The sequence below is a fragment of the Maribacter aquimaris genome, assembly GCF_014596745.1.
GTDB classification, from domain to species: domain Bacteria; phylum Bacteroidota; class Bacteroidia; order Flavobacteriales; family Flavobacteriaceae; genus Maribacter_A; species Maribacter_A aquimaris.
In genome coordinates this window covers 359,781-375,915 of record NZ_JABTCF010000003.1, presented here as the reverse complement: position 1 = coordinate 375,915, position 16,135 = coordinate 359,781, and the positions used below count along the sequence as shown (strand labels likewise).

11 protein-coding genes are annotated in these 16,135 nt (G+C 42.0%); 10 read left to right on the top strand and 1 reads right to left on the bottom strand.

Going from position 1 to position 16,135, the window contains the following annotated elements:
- Positions 1–26: 26 nt before the first annotated feature.
- Positions 27–2,411, bottom strand: a complete 2,385-nt coding sequence (locus HPE56_RS07545; RefSeq protein ID WP_188243156.1) for a TonB-dependent receptor — start codon at positions 2,409–2,411, stop codon at positions 27–29.
- A gap of 396 nt (positions 2,412–2,807) precedes the next feature.
- On the opposite strand from HPE56_RS07545, the gene HPE56_RS07540 reads away from it, so the two are divergent.
- The 10 genes from HPE56_RS07540 to HPE56_RS07495 all read left to right on the top strand — a co-directional run bounded on the left by HPE56_RS07540 (position 2,808) and on the right by HPE56_RS07495 (position 15,134).
- Positions 2,808–3,413, top strand: coding sequence for a DUF2238 domain-containing protein (locus HPE56_RS07540; RefSeq protein ID WP_188243155.1), 606 nt, complete (start codon positions 2,808–2,810; stop codon positions 3,411–3,413).
- A gap of 155 nt (positions 3,414–3,568) precedes the next feature.
- The gene (locus HPE56_RS07535; RefSeq protein WP_188243154.1) at positions 3,569–4,051 is read left to right on the top strand and encodes a MarR family transcriptional regulator; all 483 of its coding nucleotides are present in this window, start codon (positions 3,569–3,571) and stop codon (positions 4,049–4,051) included.
- Complete coding sequence (locus HPE56_RS07530) at positions 4,048–4,290, top strand: YgjV family protein (RefSeq protein ID WP_188243153.1); 243 nt, start codon at positions 4,048–4,050, stop codon at positions 4,288–4,290. Before HPE56_RS07535 ends, HPE56_RS07530 begins: the two co-directional genes overlap by 4 nt.
- A gap of 482 nt (positions 4,291–4,772) precedes the next feature.
- The gene (locus HPE56_RS07525) at positions 4,773–5,954 is read left to right on the top strand and encodes a DUF6051 family protein (protein ID WP_188243152.1); all 1,182 of its coding nucleotides are present in this window, start codon (positions 4,773–4,775) and stop codon (positions 5,952–5,954) included.
- A 487-nt stretch (positions 5,955–6,441) separates the two neighbouring features.
- On the top strand, positions 6,442–7,980 hold the full coding sequence (locus tag HPE56_RS07520; RefSeq protein ID WP_188243151.1) for a phospholipase D family protein: 1,539 nt from the start codon (positions 6,442–6,444) through the stop codon (positions 7,978–7,980).
- A 253-nt stretch (positions 7,981–8,233) separates the two neighbouring features.
- Positions 8,234–9,403 carry a YHYH protein gene (locus HPE56_RS07515; RefSeq protein ID WP_188243150.1) on the top strand — a complete coding sequence of 390 codons (1,170 nt, stop codon included), beginning with the start codon at positions 8,234–8,236 and terminating at the stop codon, positions 9,401–9,403.
- 150 nt (positions 9,404–9,553) lie between these two features.
- Positions 9,554–12,157 carry a WD40/YVTN/BNR-like repeat-containing protein gene (locus tag HPE56_RS07510; RefSeq protein ID WP_188243149.1) on the top strand — a complete coding sequence of 868 codons (2,604 nt, stop codon included), beginning with the start codon at positions 9,554–9,556 and terminating at the stop codon, positions 12,155–12,157.
- A 517-nt stretch (positions 12,158–12,674) separates the two neighbouring features.
- Entirely contained in the window at positions 12,675–14,144 is a 1,470-nt protein-coding gene (locus HPE56_RS07505; protein WP_223170231.1) for an arylsulfatase, read from the top strand.
- Between the two features lie 394 nt (positions 14,145–14,538).
- Positions 14,539–14,820, top strand: a complete 282-nt coding sequence (locus HPE56_RS07500; RefSeq protein WP_188243148.1) for a type II toxin-antitoxin system RelE/ParE family toxin — start codon at positions 14,539–14,541, stop codon at positions 14,818–14,820.
- Between the two features lie 11 nt (positions 14,821–14,831).
- Entirely contained in the window at positions 14,832–15,134 is a 303-nt protein-coding gene (locus HPE56_RS07495; protein WP_188243147.1) for a HigA family addiction module antitoxin, read from the top strand.
- Positions 15,135–16,135 lie beyond the last annotated feature (1,001 nt).

Sequence of the window (16,135 nt, the reverse complement as noted above, 5' to 3'; positions counted from 1 at the left end):
TGTTAAACACCCTGCCCAATTTGATATTAGAAGCTGTACGTAAGTACACCATAAAAACTTCGGGGATCGGTCTGATTGATATATCGGGTACGGTAGGCGTTGTAACCGATTTCATCAAAAATATTGTTCAGTAAGAACCGTACGCCCCAATTTTGGTTAAAGCGGTATCCCACCTGGGCGTTCACCAAGGTATAGGCCTCAACATTAAATGGTTTTTGGTTGGGAACGATACCTTCATGGGTAACGGGACCCGCACTCCAATCATTGATCGGACGGTCGCCGGTATAGTAGGCTCCGGCCCCTAATGACAAGCCTTTTAGCTTGTTTTTAAACGCATAGTTTCCATATACGTTAAAGGTGTGTTTAGGGGTGTTCAGGGGAGCGGATCCGTAAACGTAGGAGGTGTGTTCCTTGTATTGGGCATCGATATAGGAATATCCCGTAATCACCTCAAAATTATCGAGCACACGGCCCGTAAGTTCAACCTCTATGCCTTGGCGTTGGTCGTTCCCTCCTTTTTGATAGAATCCTGTGGCGATCCAGTTCTCGTCGTAAACCGGTAGGTTAATGTCCTTATTGTTTATTTTGAAATAGGTAAGGTTAAAACGCAGGCGACTATCGAGCCAATTGGTCTTTATACCGGCTTCGAGTTGGTCAAAACGTTCGTTGCCCAATTCCTTTCCGTCTTCACTTAAACGGGTACCTGTCCTAGGGTACGAACTATTGGTGTATGAAGCAAAGACATTTAGGTTTTCCAAGGGGGAAATGATAATACCGGCTAGCGGGTTAAAGGCATCACTGCTATTGGTCTCGGTTTCGGTACTGGTCTCGGTAGTACTGTAACGAAAACCTAAGAACGATTTTAACCATGTATTGAAGGTAATGACATCCTGTGCCACGAATCCGATAGATCGAGACTCCGATCCCGCCTCACTGGGGTCGCTCAAATCTAGATCATCGGGCAATTGGTTCGATATCGTACCAAAAACATCGAGCGTATCGAGTACCGAAACACTTCGGCTGGAGGTGTTATAGGTAGAGGTACGGTAATCCATACCGATCTGGAAGGTGTGGCTGATGGTGCCGGTCTGTAAATCATCACCAATAAGGTCTATTTGCAACACACTGTTTTTATCTTCCCGTGTAGCGGTAGAATATCCCCTAGTCCTTAGATTGTATACGGTGTTGCCCTCAATATCGCTAATGGCATCCCCTAAACTGGCATTCTTTACATCCAGGTCCAAACTTGAGGCAAAATAGGCGGCATTCAAACTCAATTTATCGGTAAGTGTCTTTTTAAAACGGGCGGAGTAGTTTAGGTTTTGGGTAAGTGCCTTATCATTCTTATATCCTAAAAACTGGCTGTGGGGCAGGTCGTAAATGGCATTGGTGTCGTTTTCGGCCAAATTCACAGTGCCTGGGTCAGGGGTTCTACTGTCATCGAAATAGTCCATTTCAAAAGTCAATGTAGTTCCCTCATCCATACGCCATTCGTAGGAAGGGTTAATGTAAAAACGTTGGGAAGATACACCGGCACGGTAACTATCGGCCCGTTCGATAGCTCCATTGACACGAAAAGCGGTATTCTTTTTGTCGTTCATAGGTCCGTACACATCAAAAGTAGGCCTAACTTGACCAAAACTACCTGCCCGCAAAGAGGCTTGTCCACCATATTGGTATTTTGGGGTTTTGGTAACGATATTGATCACGCCGCCCGGACTACCCAAATCGGTAGCGACCCCTTGTGTGATAGAGGCGGCACCCTTCAACACCTGGATGTTATCTACTCCCTGCATATCGGTCAGGATACCGGTACCCCTAAAATCGGAATGTACACGGACACCGTTCTTCAGAATGGGGATTCCCCTAAAGCCTCGGGAGGACATACTCTCACTTCGGTTTCCGTAGGTGGCAAAGGAGTATACCCCGGGTACGTTTTTGGTGGCATCGGCAATGGTCAGGGTGCCTTGATCTTCGATTACTTTTTCCGAGATGACCGAAATACTCTGGATCTGTTCGTAAGTGGCCAGGGGTAAACGGGTCAGGGCTTCAATTTTATCGGGGTGTTCAAAGCGCGAACCAAATACCTCGACCTCGTCCAAGGCGGTATCGATCTTTATTTCAAAATTGACGATAACATCACTGTCGGAAACCGTTACGTGTTTGGTGATGGACTTAAAGCCCACGGCACTGACTTTTAGTTCATAATCACCTGGGGCAACGTCGGTGATGCTATATGCGCCGTTTTCGTCGGCCGCAACCCCTTTTTTATGTTTTAGTATGGAGATATGGGCATAGGATGCAGGTTCACCATAGGCCGAAGTTACACTTCCTTTTATAACGTACTGTTGTTCCTGTTGGGCATATCCAAGAAATAGGCCCAGCATGAATAAAAGCAAAGTTGGTTTCATTTATTTTTATTTAGATTGATTATAAATAGATTGATGGCTGCAAAAATAAACGCTCCTTTTAGTTTTTCCAAATTATTTATATTAATTCTAAATAATAGTTGCTAACGTATTAAAACACAGGGTTTACGAGGTTTATATTTGGAAATATCCTAAAAATTCAGATGCTCTTTGCACAGGGGAGACGGTTTTGTCCCATTTTTATGCACGTGTAAAAACGATAGGGGCAAGGGATGAAAAGCTTAAAAGAGGAAGGAATCTTAGGTTGGTTTCCTACCTTTTAGGGAGGTCCGATCGGTCCGTTCCAAGGTGGAAATAATTCGAGGGGGTTTTAATAAATCGGCATACCTTCCGTTGTATAGCTATAGGTAACCCCGCAAAGGAATAAATTATGATCCCATGCTTCGAAAAATATGGATTTTAGTATGCTGTAGTACCCTGATTTGGTCAGGAATACATCCCCACGATTATTTTACATGGTTCTTGGAGGTTCTCCCTGCGTTGATTGGGCTCATGGTCTTATGGAAAACCGAAAAATCATTTCCGTTGACGCCTTTGGTGTATACCTTGATCTTGATCCATATGATCATCTTAATGATCGGCGGACACTATACCTATGCAGAGGTCCCCTTATTCAATACCCTAAAGGAGCTGTTTGGATTCTCGAGAAACAACTATGACAAAATCGGACATTTTGCACAGGGATTTGTTCCTGCGATGATTGCTAGGGAACTCTTCATTCGAAAGCAATTGATCAATTCCAAAGCTTGGGAGAATTTTTTGATTATCACCTTTTGTTTGGGGTTTAGTGCGTTCTACGAATTGATTGAATGGGTGGTGGCACTGGTGTCGGGGGAATCGGCAGAGGCCTTTTTGGGCACACAAGGCTATATTTGGGATACCCAATCGGATATGGCGCTTGCCCTAGTGGGGGCCGTATTGGCGTTACTCACTTTGCGTAAGGTACATAATCGGCAATTGAAGGTTTATGGACTTTTTGGATAAAGTCTTAAGGACCTGAAGCTACAAACACAACCTACAGGAAAACCCGAACATACACTTTAGGCGGTAACCGCATGAATTTTTTTACAATTTTATTGAAGTAAGTAACCAGTTACGTAAAAAATTATATATTTGCGTAACTAGTTACGTAATAAAATATGAACGACTTTTTATCGGAAATTGAATATGCAGGATTAATAAGTAGGATAAAGCGATTGAGTGATGAGATTTTGTACAGTACAAGGGATTATTATACAACCGTCGGACTCGACATAGAACCTAATTGGCATTTGGTATTTTACCTTCTAGAGCGTAATGAATCCATGACCATAACGGATATTTCCCTGGAATTGCGGATGTCGCACCCGGCCTGTGTCAAGATCATCAAGAAGATGAAGAAGAAGGGGTACGTCCTAACGAAGACCGATGACAACGATTCCCGAAGGCAGTTGTTGCAACTATCGGATAAATCGAAGGCACAGTTGCCCTTTTTCCGAAAACATTGGGATGCCGGTATAAAAACCACGGAGGATTTGATTGCTGACAGTCCACATTTTGTAGAGGAGTTAAAACAATTGGAACTAAAAATTGAACAAAAAAGTTACAAGGATAGAACCTTGGACAACCTGAAATTGGAATGAATGTAGTAGTGGAACTTTTAGGATATATCGCTATAACTGCAGGTTTTTTAGCGTTAACAAAAAAAGAAATGGGTGCATTTCGACTATGGCACCTGATATCGAGTTTCTTTTATATTATTTACGGCGTGTTTTTGGAATCGATGCCCTTGATCATTGCAAGTATCGTTTTTTGTATTATTCACGTCTATCATCTGAAAAAATTGAAAAAGGAGCGGGTCAATAGTACACAAAAATCGTAATCGGAAAGAATTTTCCGATATCGTCGAGGTTCCCGCTAACGTTATCATTTCGCCTTCGCGAGTTCGGACATCTTTCCGTGCATGCCGGGCAAGTGTTGGAACAACAATGAATGATAAGGGAAAGGGACATGATAATTCAAATTTCATAATCCGGTCGAGGTTTACGTAGCTCTTATTCAGTTCGTAATGGTAATTCGATAGGCTTGGGCGCGATGCTCAGGCTAGTCATCGAATCCTTTTTTCTTGGTAAGCCCGTTTTTCCAGATTCATACGCATAGAGTGTATTAGGATCGTTTTTTGGAAATGTCTATGCATATTTTCGGTATTGTCAATTACCCTTTACAAAGAAACAATCCCACAACAATACCATTGATATTATTCCGTACGGTGTTTTAACAGAACAACAAACATTCCTTAACTTTATAGCGCATTTAAAGCAATCAATATCCTATAAACCTTTGGCTTTATTCAATAAAGGGAATATGAACAGTAAAACCGAATTAAAAGCATACCGATTTACATCCTCATCCTATCATATCCTTCCGGGGACGTTGGACTACCATTGTGTGAAACATGATTTGGATTTAAAATACAACCATCCCTTTCATAACGATGTGGGTACCATTAAGGACAATGTTCATATTAAGGATATCAGCGTTGAGGAAAACAGATGTTTCGATTACCATATCGTACAACCTGTAGGAAGTGAAAACACAAAAAAAGTGATCTTTCTATTCCATGGTTTCAATGAGAAGGACTGGACAAAATATATGCCTTGGGCCAAGGCCATTTGTGAGGGTACGGGTAGCAGTGTTGTCTTATTCCCAATAGCGTTCCATATGCAACGGGCCCCCAAATATTGGAGCAGTAAGAGGGCCATGTTCAAATTGAGTGAGGAAAGAAAAAAAAGATACCCGAACGTAGTACAATCCACCTTATCTAACGTGGCCATTAGTATGCGGGTACATGCCATGCCCCAGCGATTCATATGGTCCGGATTACAGACCTACTATGATGTGATCCAATTGATAGAAGCATGTAAAGAGGGAAAGCATCCGTATATCCATAAAGATTTTGGATTTGATATTTTCGCATACTCCATCGGTGGGTTTCTTTCCCAAATTCTCAAATTGACCAACCACAAAGGTTATTTCTCTAACACAAAGGTTTGTTTATTCTGCAGTGGTATCACATTTAACCGCCTATCCCCGGTTTCAAAATTTATTCTTGATAGTGAGGCCAATGTCGCTTTGTATTCGTTTTTGGTAGAGCATTTTGATAAATTCCTGCAAAAAGACGATTTACTCCATCATTATATACGGGAAGACCATATAGAAGGTGAGGTACTACTTGCCATGCTGAATTATCAAAAGGGTAGGACGTTGAGGGAAGGACTTCTAAAAAAATATGAAAAGGATATATATGCCATAACACTCCAAAAAGATACGGTAATACCTTCTTATGAAGTGATCAATACCCTCCAAGGGGCGTATCGTGATATTGCCATAAAGGTTGATGAAATGGATTTTGATAGGGCGTATACCCATGAGAATCCTTTCCCCCCAAATACGGAAAACAACGAACAGATTGAAGCCGACTTTACCGAAGTTTTTACAAAAGTGTGTGCCTTTTATACGAACGGGCTGCCTAAAGGGGACACTTAATGGAATTGGGCAAAATATTGGTGCAAGGAGTACATGCCCTAAGTTTCGATCAGGTACCAAAATCGCCATCAGTGCCTTTGAACCCGGTGAAGTCCAGATTGGGCATAAGCAACAATTAAAGATCAATTCCCCCTGTTTATTGAGTCTTTACAAACTAGAAAAAGGCTGGAAAATATAGGCGGTAGCCCCTACCCAAAAGCTTGTGAAGTTTTCCTTCGGGATCTCCGGAAAGTACAAGGTACACGATTCACAGGATTCGAAAATTGACGGGAACACCACTTATTTCGATAGAACACTTCCATCGGAAAATGACAATAAAGGAATGAAGGCCTCCGTCATACTATGGGGAAAATGATGTTTAAAATATTGCTTCCGGTGCTGTGAATAAAGAATAAAACTACGAATACCGTATCTTGGAGCTTTGGTTATCCAAGTCATTGAACCAAGGAAAAAAATCGTTAAAGCAAAAAAGATGTAAGACGGTATTATGAAATTGATCTTAAAACATAAACTACAGTATCTACTCGCAGTTCTTATGCTGCTTTCCTGTCAGGAAACGAAGACCATTGCGGATGAAACGGATTTCTGTGCCAACATCCATAACAATGAAAGCACAACACTTTCCGAGGAATTGGAGGATGTTGCCGAACTCATGCAAACCAAAACAGGGGTTTATGTGTTGGAAGACGGGAGTGGTTCCATGGTGGCCAGGGCTTGGTTGACCGAGTATGCCGAAAAGACCATCGATATTCAATATTTCATTTTCTCAACGGACAATATCGGACTCATTGCCTGCGATTATCTCATACGGGCTGCCGATCGTGGGGTCAAGGTGCGGATCCTTGTAGATGATATCATGGTCGATGCCGATATACAGGATATCCTGACCTTCGCCTCCCATAAGAACATCACGGTAAAGATCTATAATCCAGGGGTAAACCTAGGAAAGAACATTTTCAATAAGATACAGAAATTCACCACCGATTTTAGATCGGCGAACCAACGTATGCATAACAAAACCTTTATTGTAGACGGGAAGATCGTAATCACCGGAGGCCGCAATATCGCCGATGAATATTTTGATTATGACCATGAATACAATTTCAGGGACAGGGATATCCTGTTAATGGGTAAAACTTCGGAAAAAGTGAATACCTCCTTTGAGGAGTTTTGGAACAGTGGGCTAAGTCAGGATGTGACTTCTTTGATCAAGGGGGAACCTGAGTATGAATATACCGATGACCGCTTTGATAATTTACATGAGTATGCCTGTAATCCCGAGAATTTCTGGCCTCAAATCAGGGAACGGATCGCCAGATTGCCCATGGCATTCAAAGAGATCAAGGAGTCGGGGGATTTGGTTTGGTTGGATGAGGTAGCGTTCATTTCAGATGTACCCGGAAAGAACGATGGTACCCAAGGTTTGGGTGGCGGTGGTGTTGCTACCAGTGCGTTGGTGGATCTCGTTAAGAATGCGAAGTCCTCCATAGCTATCCAGACCCCATATTTGATCACTACGGAATTGGGCCAAAACCTGTTTAGGGAAGCGGTAGAACGGGGTGTAGAGATCAGGATATTGACCAATAGCTTGGCCTCCACCGATAATACAGAAGCCTTTAGCAGTTACCAGACCGATCGGGAAAAATTACTCCGGACCGGTGTTCGTATATTCGAATTCAGGCCCGATGCGGAGGAACGTACACGCATCATGACCGGGGAACTGCAAGCGGTATTGGAGCATAAACCGATTTTTGGACTACATGCCAAATCCATGGTCGTTGATGAACGGATTAGTGTGGTCGGCACCTTTAATCTAGATCCCAGAAGTGCCAACCTGAATACCGAATGCGTGGTTATCCTGGATTCGAAAAAGGTTGCGAAAGGAATCCTAAACGGGATGGAAGAGGAGTTTAAACCGGGGAACTCTTGGGAAACCACCCTGGATTTCAATCCAGATGGGGAGGTAAGCAAGTACAAACGCATTAAAACATGGACACGTAAGGTGCTTCCGAAAGCAATTTTATAGCATATATTTAAGGGGAATTTGGTTCGTAAGGAAGCAGTGGTGAACTGTCAACCCTGGGAGGCCGATGATTACGGCCACAGTTTGCATCCCGAAGTAAAAATGAAACGAATATTCCCCGAGATTTAGGCTACAGGTTCATGTGCTTCGGGTAGCGGTTGTTGTTTGTTACCATGGGTCCTACAGGAATCATAACGATCGCTGTACTATTTTTGTGGAAAACGATTATCTTTCCTAAATAATAGAATCCATTACCATGAAGAAAACCGCAGTTTTACTGTTACTGACCTTGATTTCTTCCTGTAAGTCCAACCACAAACAGCATCAAGGGCCCGAAGATCGGCAGCGACCATCGGCAACCCAGATTATTTCGGAGTTCGATACCGATAAGGATGGAAAGCTATCCGAAGCGGAAGTGCGTGGACCCCTTGCCGAGAATTTTTCGAATATCGATACGGATAAGGATGGATTCTTGACCGAAAGCGAATTGGAAAACGGGTCCAATCCCCCACCACCGATGGAGCAACATGAAAGCAGGGTAAGTCCCGATGACCTCGATACCACCGTAAAGGCCGTTCCCGTAAATACCAATCTGTTCATCAAAGAGAACATCATTGGGGAAATCGCCCAGGAAACGATTGCCTTATCGGGCATTGAAACCCTTTGTTATCTGATAAAGACCCATTCGCAGGCCACCGAACATCCGATGGGACCTTGGTGCCCACGACATATTGAAGACGGTATGGAAAAAGCGGGCATTTGGTTCCAAGACGGTAAGGTCTATGATGTCTCGGGGCATTTTATCGCCGAATTGGCGGAGTTCTACAGTGATGATAAATGGAGGATGTATAACGAGGACGGCACCATTAACGTCACCTTGACCAAAGAAGCATGTTTGGCCGCGGCAAAGCCCGATGTTGACGAATCCTACAACAACTATTGCGTGGAATGTATGCCCGATTTTTTCAAGGATCAGGTAACCACCTTTGTGATTCCCGTACAACCACAATACCTCACCACCGCCCAAAATTTTGGAAGGGGCGCGATAGGCATGGCCTTCAATGGGGTTAATTTTGACCCTCCGGCACCTACACACGCCATATTGGCCGCACATACCATTGCCCCCTTGGATGATCATGGTGGCCATGTAAATCCGCATGGGGGTTATCATTACCACGCCGTTACGGGTTCTACCAAGGAAATTGCACAGGAAGATGTGCATGCCCCCATGGTGGGCTATGCCATAGATGGTTTCGGAATCTATGCCCTGTTGGATAAAAACGGGGACAAACCCGAAAACTTGGACGAATGTGGTGGCCACTCCGATGAAACAAGGGGCTACCATTACCACGCCGGGGAACCTGGAGGCAACCAGATTATAGGTTGTTTACACGGCCTGCCGGGCTATACCGAGGTTGAGGAATAGGAAGCCGGATTCTTGGTTTTTCAGGAATCTTTTTAGTTGGATGGTATACCGCTCCTATTTGGGGGATTGTTTGTACGGTTTTAATGGGCAGCAACAAAAAGGGTGTTCAAAAGAATGAAAAAAAATCGCGTAACTATAATACAGTATTCAATGAAATTACCTTTTGCATTTTTGATGGTTTGGGCACTTTGTTTTCCATGTGCCAAAGTACAAAGTCAACAGCCTTCTTCACCGCTTGCATCCTCTTTTTTGGAGTATCAGGAATTAAAAAAAGCGACTCCATACCGCTTCCAATGGGAAAGTTTGGGCCCTGTCCTTAATTCGGCAAGAGTGGAGGCCGTACAAATAGACGAATCCAAACCGGGAACAATGTACGCCGCCTTTGGTTCCGGTAATCTTTGGAAGACGGTGGACAACGGATTAAAGTGGAAAGCGATTTTTGAGGACCAGCCGGTCTTGGGTATCGGCGATATTGCCCTTGCTCCGTCCAATCCGGATATCATTTATTTAGGTTCGGGTGAAAGTTTAAGGAAATCACGGAATTTTACCATGCCCGGTAATGGCATATATAAGTCCAATGATGGCGGTGAAACATGGAAACATTGTGGTCTCGACGACTCTTGGCATATAGGGGAGATAGCGGTTCACCCCACCGATCCCAATATCGCTGTGGTAGCCGTAATGGGCCATTTTTGGTCGACAAACGAGAATAGGGGTATCTATAGAACCCTGGATGGTGGTGAAACCTGGGAGCATGTATTGTATGTCGATGAGAAAACCGGAGCCAATGATGTTGTTATTTCGCATAGCGACCCCAATGTCATGTATGCATCAATGTGGGAGAACAATCCCGGTGTAAGTGGAGGCAACAGTGCTGTTTACGTAAGTGCTGATGGTGGTGCCTCATGGAAGAAGTCAGTGAACGGATTTCCCCAGGGTCCTGGGATTGGACGTATCGGTCTTGCGGTATCCTATTCAAATCCTTTAAAGGCATATGCACTTGTGGACAACAGGGAGAAAGAAGCTTCGGCAGAAGTATACCGGACTTTGGATGGTGGTAAACATTGGAAAAGAACCCATGATGATGATCTATTGATCAATTCTGTACTTTGGTATTTTTCCGATATCTATGTCAACCCGAAAAATGATGAGGATATTTATGGTTTGGGTGTACGGATGGCCCATAGCGCCAATGGGGGAACGGATTTTGAATTGGTTGGGGGCGATGTCTATCATCTCTTCCCTAGTGATGCCGATGGATTGCATCTCGATCACTGCGAACTATGGATCAATCCTTTGAACCCCGATCACATGGCGGTAGGTAATGATGGTGGACTTTATGTTACCTATGACAAAGGAGGCTCTTGGTTACACCATAACAATATACCTGCTGGGGAGTTTTATGATATAGCTTTGGATACCCAAGATCCGTATCTCATTTATGGGGGCACCCAGGATGACGCCTCGGTCTATGGCCCCGCCGTTGCATGGAACCCCAATTATGCCGACGACTGGAAGTACCTATGGGTGGATGCTTGGAGCGGGGGTGACGGATGCGTTTCCCAAGTAGATCCCGATGATCCCAACACGGTGTACTTCAGCTCCCAAAACGGGGCGGTTAGAAGAAAGGACATGGAAAGTGGGCGATCAAAGTCGGTCAAACCCAAGTTACCGGCCAATCACAACGGAACATTGCACTATAATTTCGTAGCGCCCTATAGGCTATCCCATTTTGATGGTAAAACAATGTACCATGCTGGGAATTATATATTCAAAAGTACGAATAGGGGGGATGATTGGACGCTAATCAGCAAAGACCTCAGTATTTCTTCGGACCCTGATAAAAAATCGGTTGCAGCCGGTGCTTTTGCCGAATCCCCAATACGTCCTGGACATTTGTACATGGGAACGGATAAAGGGGCATTTTGGATAACCATGGATGACGGTGCAACATGGACAGAACGTTCTAAAGGGCTCCCCAATGCCTATATTCGAAGTATTGTGCCATCAAAATATGATGAATCACGCATTTACATGACGTTGACCGGACTTAATTACGATGACCTGTCCAACCATATCTATGTGAGTGGGGATAACGGTAAGAATTGGAAAAAAATGCAGGGCAACCTACCCAATGAGCCTGCCAATGTTATTTATGAAGATCCCATTTACGAAAATGTCCTCTATGCCGGCATGTACAGGGGTGTATATGTCTCGGTCGATAGGGGGGGAACATGGGCATTACTGGGCGATTCCCTGCCAGCGGTGGCTGTTGCGGATATGGAGATTGAAAAAAGGTCCAAGGATTTGATTGTCGCCACCCATGGAAGGGGTATTTATAAGATAAACATAGGGCCGCTTCATGAAGTTATGGCATCGGGTTTTCCGTTGAACGAAAATACCTTGTTCACTATCCCTACGATCAAAAGACCCTATGTGAATGATACGCATAGGGATATGGATTACAATACCGCCTATAAGGTGCCCATCACATTTTGGTCTACCAAAGAACAGGATGCCACACTTAAGGTCTTTGATGCTAAGGATGCACTTTTATGGTCCACCCAGATTGATGCCAAAGAAGGAATCAACCAATACCGATGGGACCTTGTTGTTGAAAGGGAAACAAGTGATGCCCCTTATTTTATCCATTATGACAAATTCATTGAAAAAGGAAGTTATACGTTGGTTTTGGAAATCCAGAACGATACATTGGAAGGCCAAATGAATATTGAAGAGCGAACGAAACGTTAATGGAGGTCAAGGTTAATAAAGAGTTGATAAATCTTTTATGACGATAATCGTATTAGTCTTACTTTAGTGTTTAGAATAAAACGTTGTTTCGTAATCTCCCGAGAAAGGTCAAAGAACGGAAGCGTTATTTAAAATTAGATGCTTTTGTGGCAGTAACCTCAGTAGTGACCAACGGAAATACCAATATCATAACCACAATTCCAAAAGGTCTAAAAATCTTTTTAGACCTTCTCATTGTTCTATGGGAAAACACCACTGTTTTATTTAAGATTCATACTTACCTTTTTTTCTGTATTTCAAAGAATAGGTTTGCATTGCTTCGATATAAATCATTGCTATTAAGTGAAATACAAAAACATTCTTTAACGACCTTGGGAAAATCAGTAAAGCAAAGGATTACTGTAGCGAGAGTTTACAATGATTCTTTCTATCTCAATTTGGAGGGTTAAAGGATGTATTAAATACGTTTACAAACAAGTTGTGCCTCATCAAGCGCAGCAAAAAAAAAAGGAAACATATGAATCGAATGATAAAAACTTTATCAATAATTATTCTATTGTCCACTATAGTTGGATGCAACAATAAAAAAAAGGCAATAGGTGCTAAACAAATACAAAAGCCTAACATTATCTATATTCTGGCAGATGATTTGGGTTATGGTGATTTAAGTTTAACCGGTCAAGAAAAGTTTTCAACACCAAATATTGACAAATTATCGAAGGACGGAATGTTTTTTACACAACATTATTCCGGTTCAACGGTTTGTGCGCCATCCCGTTCTTCTTTAATGACGGGACAGCATACGGGCCATACGTTTATTCGTGGAAATCGGGAAGTTAAACCAGAAGGGCAATATCCTATAAATTCTTCGATAGTAACGGTTGCTCAGCTTTTAAAATCCGGGGGTTATGTAACAGGGGCATTTGGGAAGTGGGGACTTGGGTATCCTGGCTCCGAAGGAGATCCAAATAATCAAGGATTTGATGAATTTTACGGTTTTAATTGTCAAAGGATGGGACATAGTTATTACCCTTACCATTTATGGCACAACCAAACTAGGGAAATATTGGAAGAAAACCAAGGTCAAGATATAGGCATTTATGCTCCTGACATTATTCATAAAGAGGCACTTTCATTTCTTGAAAAGAATAAAGACACTACTTTTTTCATGTATTATCCATCGACAATACCACATGCAGAACTTATGGCTCCTGAAAAGTATATGGAAAAATTTAGGGGTAAACTTTTACCTGAAAAGAAATATAAGGGTATGGACAATAATTATGAGGAATTGACCGAACGTATATACCAAAAGGATGGTGGCTATAGTTTCCAGGACGAACCACATACCGCTTTTGCCGCCATGGTTTACTTGCTGGATAAGCAAGTAGGCGAGATCAGAAAAAAAGTAGAAGAGCTTGGCATTGCGGATAATACCATAATAATATTTACCTCGGATAATGGTCCTCATCAAGAAGGTGGGGCTGACCCGGATTATTTTAACAGCAATGCGGGTTTAAAAGGGTATAAACGCGATTTGTACGAAGGAGGAATACGGGTGCCAATGATGGCCTATTGGCCAGAGAAAATAAAACCGAATTCAACTTCTGATCACATTTCAGCTTTTTGGGACTTTCTACCTACAGTTTGTGAAATTGCCCAATTAAAAACACCTGAAAATATAGATGGTATATCACTTTTACCCGAATTATTGGGAGAGACACAACAAAAGCATGATTATTTATATTGGGAATTTCATGTTCAAGGAGGCAAACAAGCAGTAAGACTAGGAGATTGGAAGGGAATACGCTTGAATATGGACAATAATGCCGAAGCTCCTATTGAGCTCTATAATTTGGCCTCTGATGTAGGGGAACAAAATAATATTGCTACTGAACATCCTGAAATCGTAGAAAAGATGGTCAATATCATGGAGCGGGAACATACGTATTCAAAAGAATTCAGCTATGGGTATGAAAAGAATTAGGTACTGTTTAACCGAAAGTATATTGTTTTAAACCCAAGCGGCCTGGATGCCGTGGATGTGGAAAGCCCATTGATTTCAAGAAAATAAAAATCAGTCTGGGTAAGTACATGAGTAAGTCACAAGAGTGAAATAATACAGCCTAATTTTAAGGTTCGTAGTTGCAAACTTCGCACAGCCAGGGGTAGTGAGAGTTTAAAAAGTATTTTGATAACCCTTAAAGTGGCGACTCTAAGTGAGAAACAATTGAAGTTAAATGAGTAAGGGACTTTTTCTAAACGATAGATTTATTCCCCTATTTGGGGGTATAAAGAAGTAGAATACATGTGTAGCCTTCCCAAAAAAATCTGCACTTAAAATAAAATACTTATCTTTGGCGTTAGTAACGTGAAAAGATATGATATTATCCTTTGGTTCTAAAGCAACCGAACAAATTTGGAACGGAATACGAGTTAAAAAAATGCCAATTGATGTTCAGAAAGTTGGACGAAGGAAACTCAGAATGCTGAATAACTCGCAAGATGTTGAGGATTTAAGGATTCCGCCTTCGAACCGATTAGAAAAACTCGGTGGAAAATTGAGTGGGTTTTATAGTATTAGAATTAACAAGCAATGGCGGATTATATTCAAATGGAACAAAGGAAACGCTAGCGAAGTTGAAATAATTGATTATCACTAAAAAATAGAAAAATGGAAAAGTTAGCGAATGTACATCCTGGCGAAATTTTGTTTTATGAGTTTCTTGAACCTCTTGAAATAACGGCTTACCGTCTTTCAAAAGATTTGAGAATACCACAAACACGGATTTCTGAAATTGTTAAAGGTAATCGTAGAATAACGGCGGACACCGCTTTACGTTTGAGCAAATATTTCGGAAATTCGGCCAAGTTCTGGCTTGGACTTCAAGATGATTATGATATCGAAGAAGAAAAAGAAACTAAAAAATCTGAACTGAACAAAATCAAGCACTTCGAAAATAAAAACGTTGCCTAACAAAACCCGCTCTGCGAAGTCTATGACTTCGTAGTGTATTGCGTAAGTACGTGGGTAAGTGACAAGACTGAAATAGTCTAGCTTAATGTTTTGGTGCGAAGTTGCAAACTTCGCAGAGCCGAAGAAAAGAAATAGGTATTCAAGAACCTCCTTCGTCGGTTTCATTGGACAAGCAAAGAAATGAAGAAATAAGTATTCAAGAACCTCCTTTGTCGGTTTCATTGGACAAACGAAGAAGTTTGGACTTATTTATCTTTTCTAGATACCTACCATCAATTCGATACCAAATATCATTGAGGGGTGATCTCCTTCTGTAGTGTAGTCGGTATGGCCGTTAAGAATTATTGAAGCCTTGGAAATAATTTAGGCCATAGTGACGGTTCCAAAAATCCTAAAATTTTTGGAAACACCTAATGAAGGAGTGTCTTTTCTTTGTTTAGCTCATGGCTGGTTATTTTATGAAATAGGAATTCGTGAACCTTCGGTTTCGTTTTTCATTGCTGGTTTATTTTAGAATAAGGTATTCAAGAACCTCCTTCGTCGGTTTCATTGGACAAGCAAAGAAATGAAGAAATAGGTATTCAAGAACCTCCTTCGTCGGTTTCATTGGACAAGCAAAGAAGTTTAGACTGATTTATCTTCTCAATAAACCTACCATTAATTGGGTATTGAATATTATTGGGGGTGATCTCCTTCTGTAGTGTAGTCGGTATGGCCGTTAAGAATTATTGAAGCCTTGGAAATAATTTAGGCCATAGTGACGGTTCCAAAAATCCTAAAATTTTTGGAAACACCTAATGAAGGAGTGTCTTTTCTTTGCTTCGTTTCTTTGGACAAGCAAAGAAATGAAGAAATACGTATTCAAGAACCTCCTTCGTCGGTTTCATTGGACAAGCAAAGAAGTTTGGACGGATTTTTATTTTCTATAAACCTACCATCAATTCGATACCAAATACCTGCTCCGAGAAGTCCATGACTTCGTAGCGTATGAGTGAGTAAGT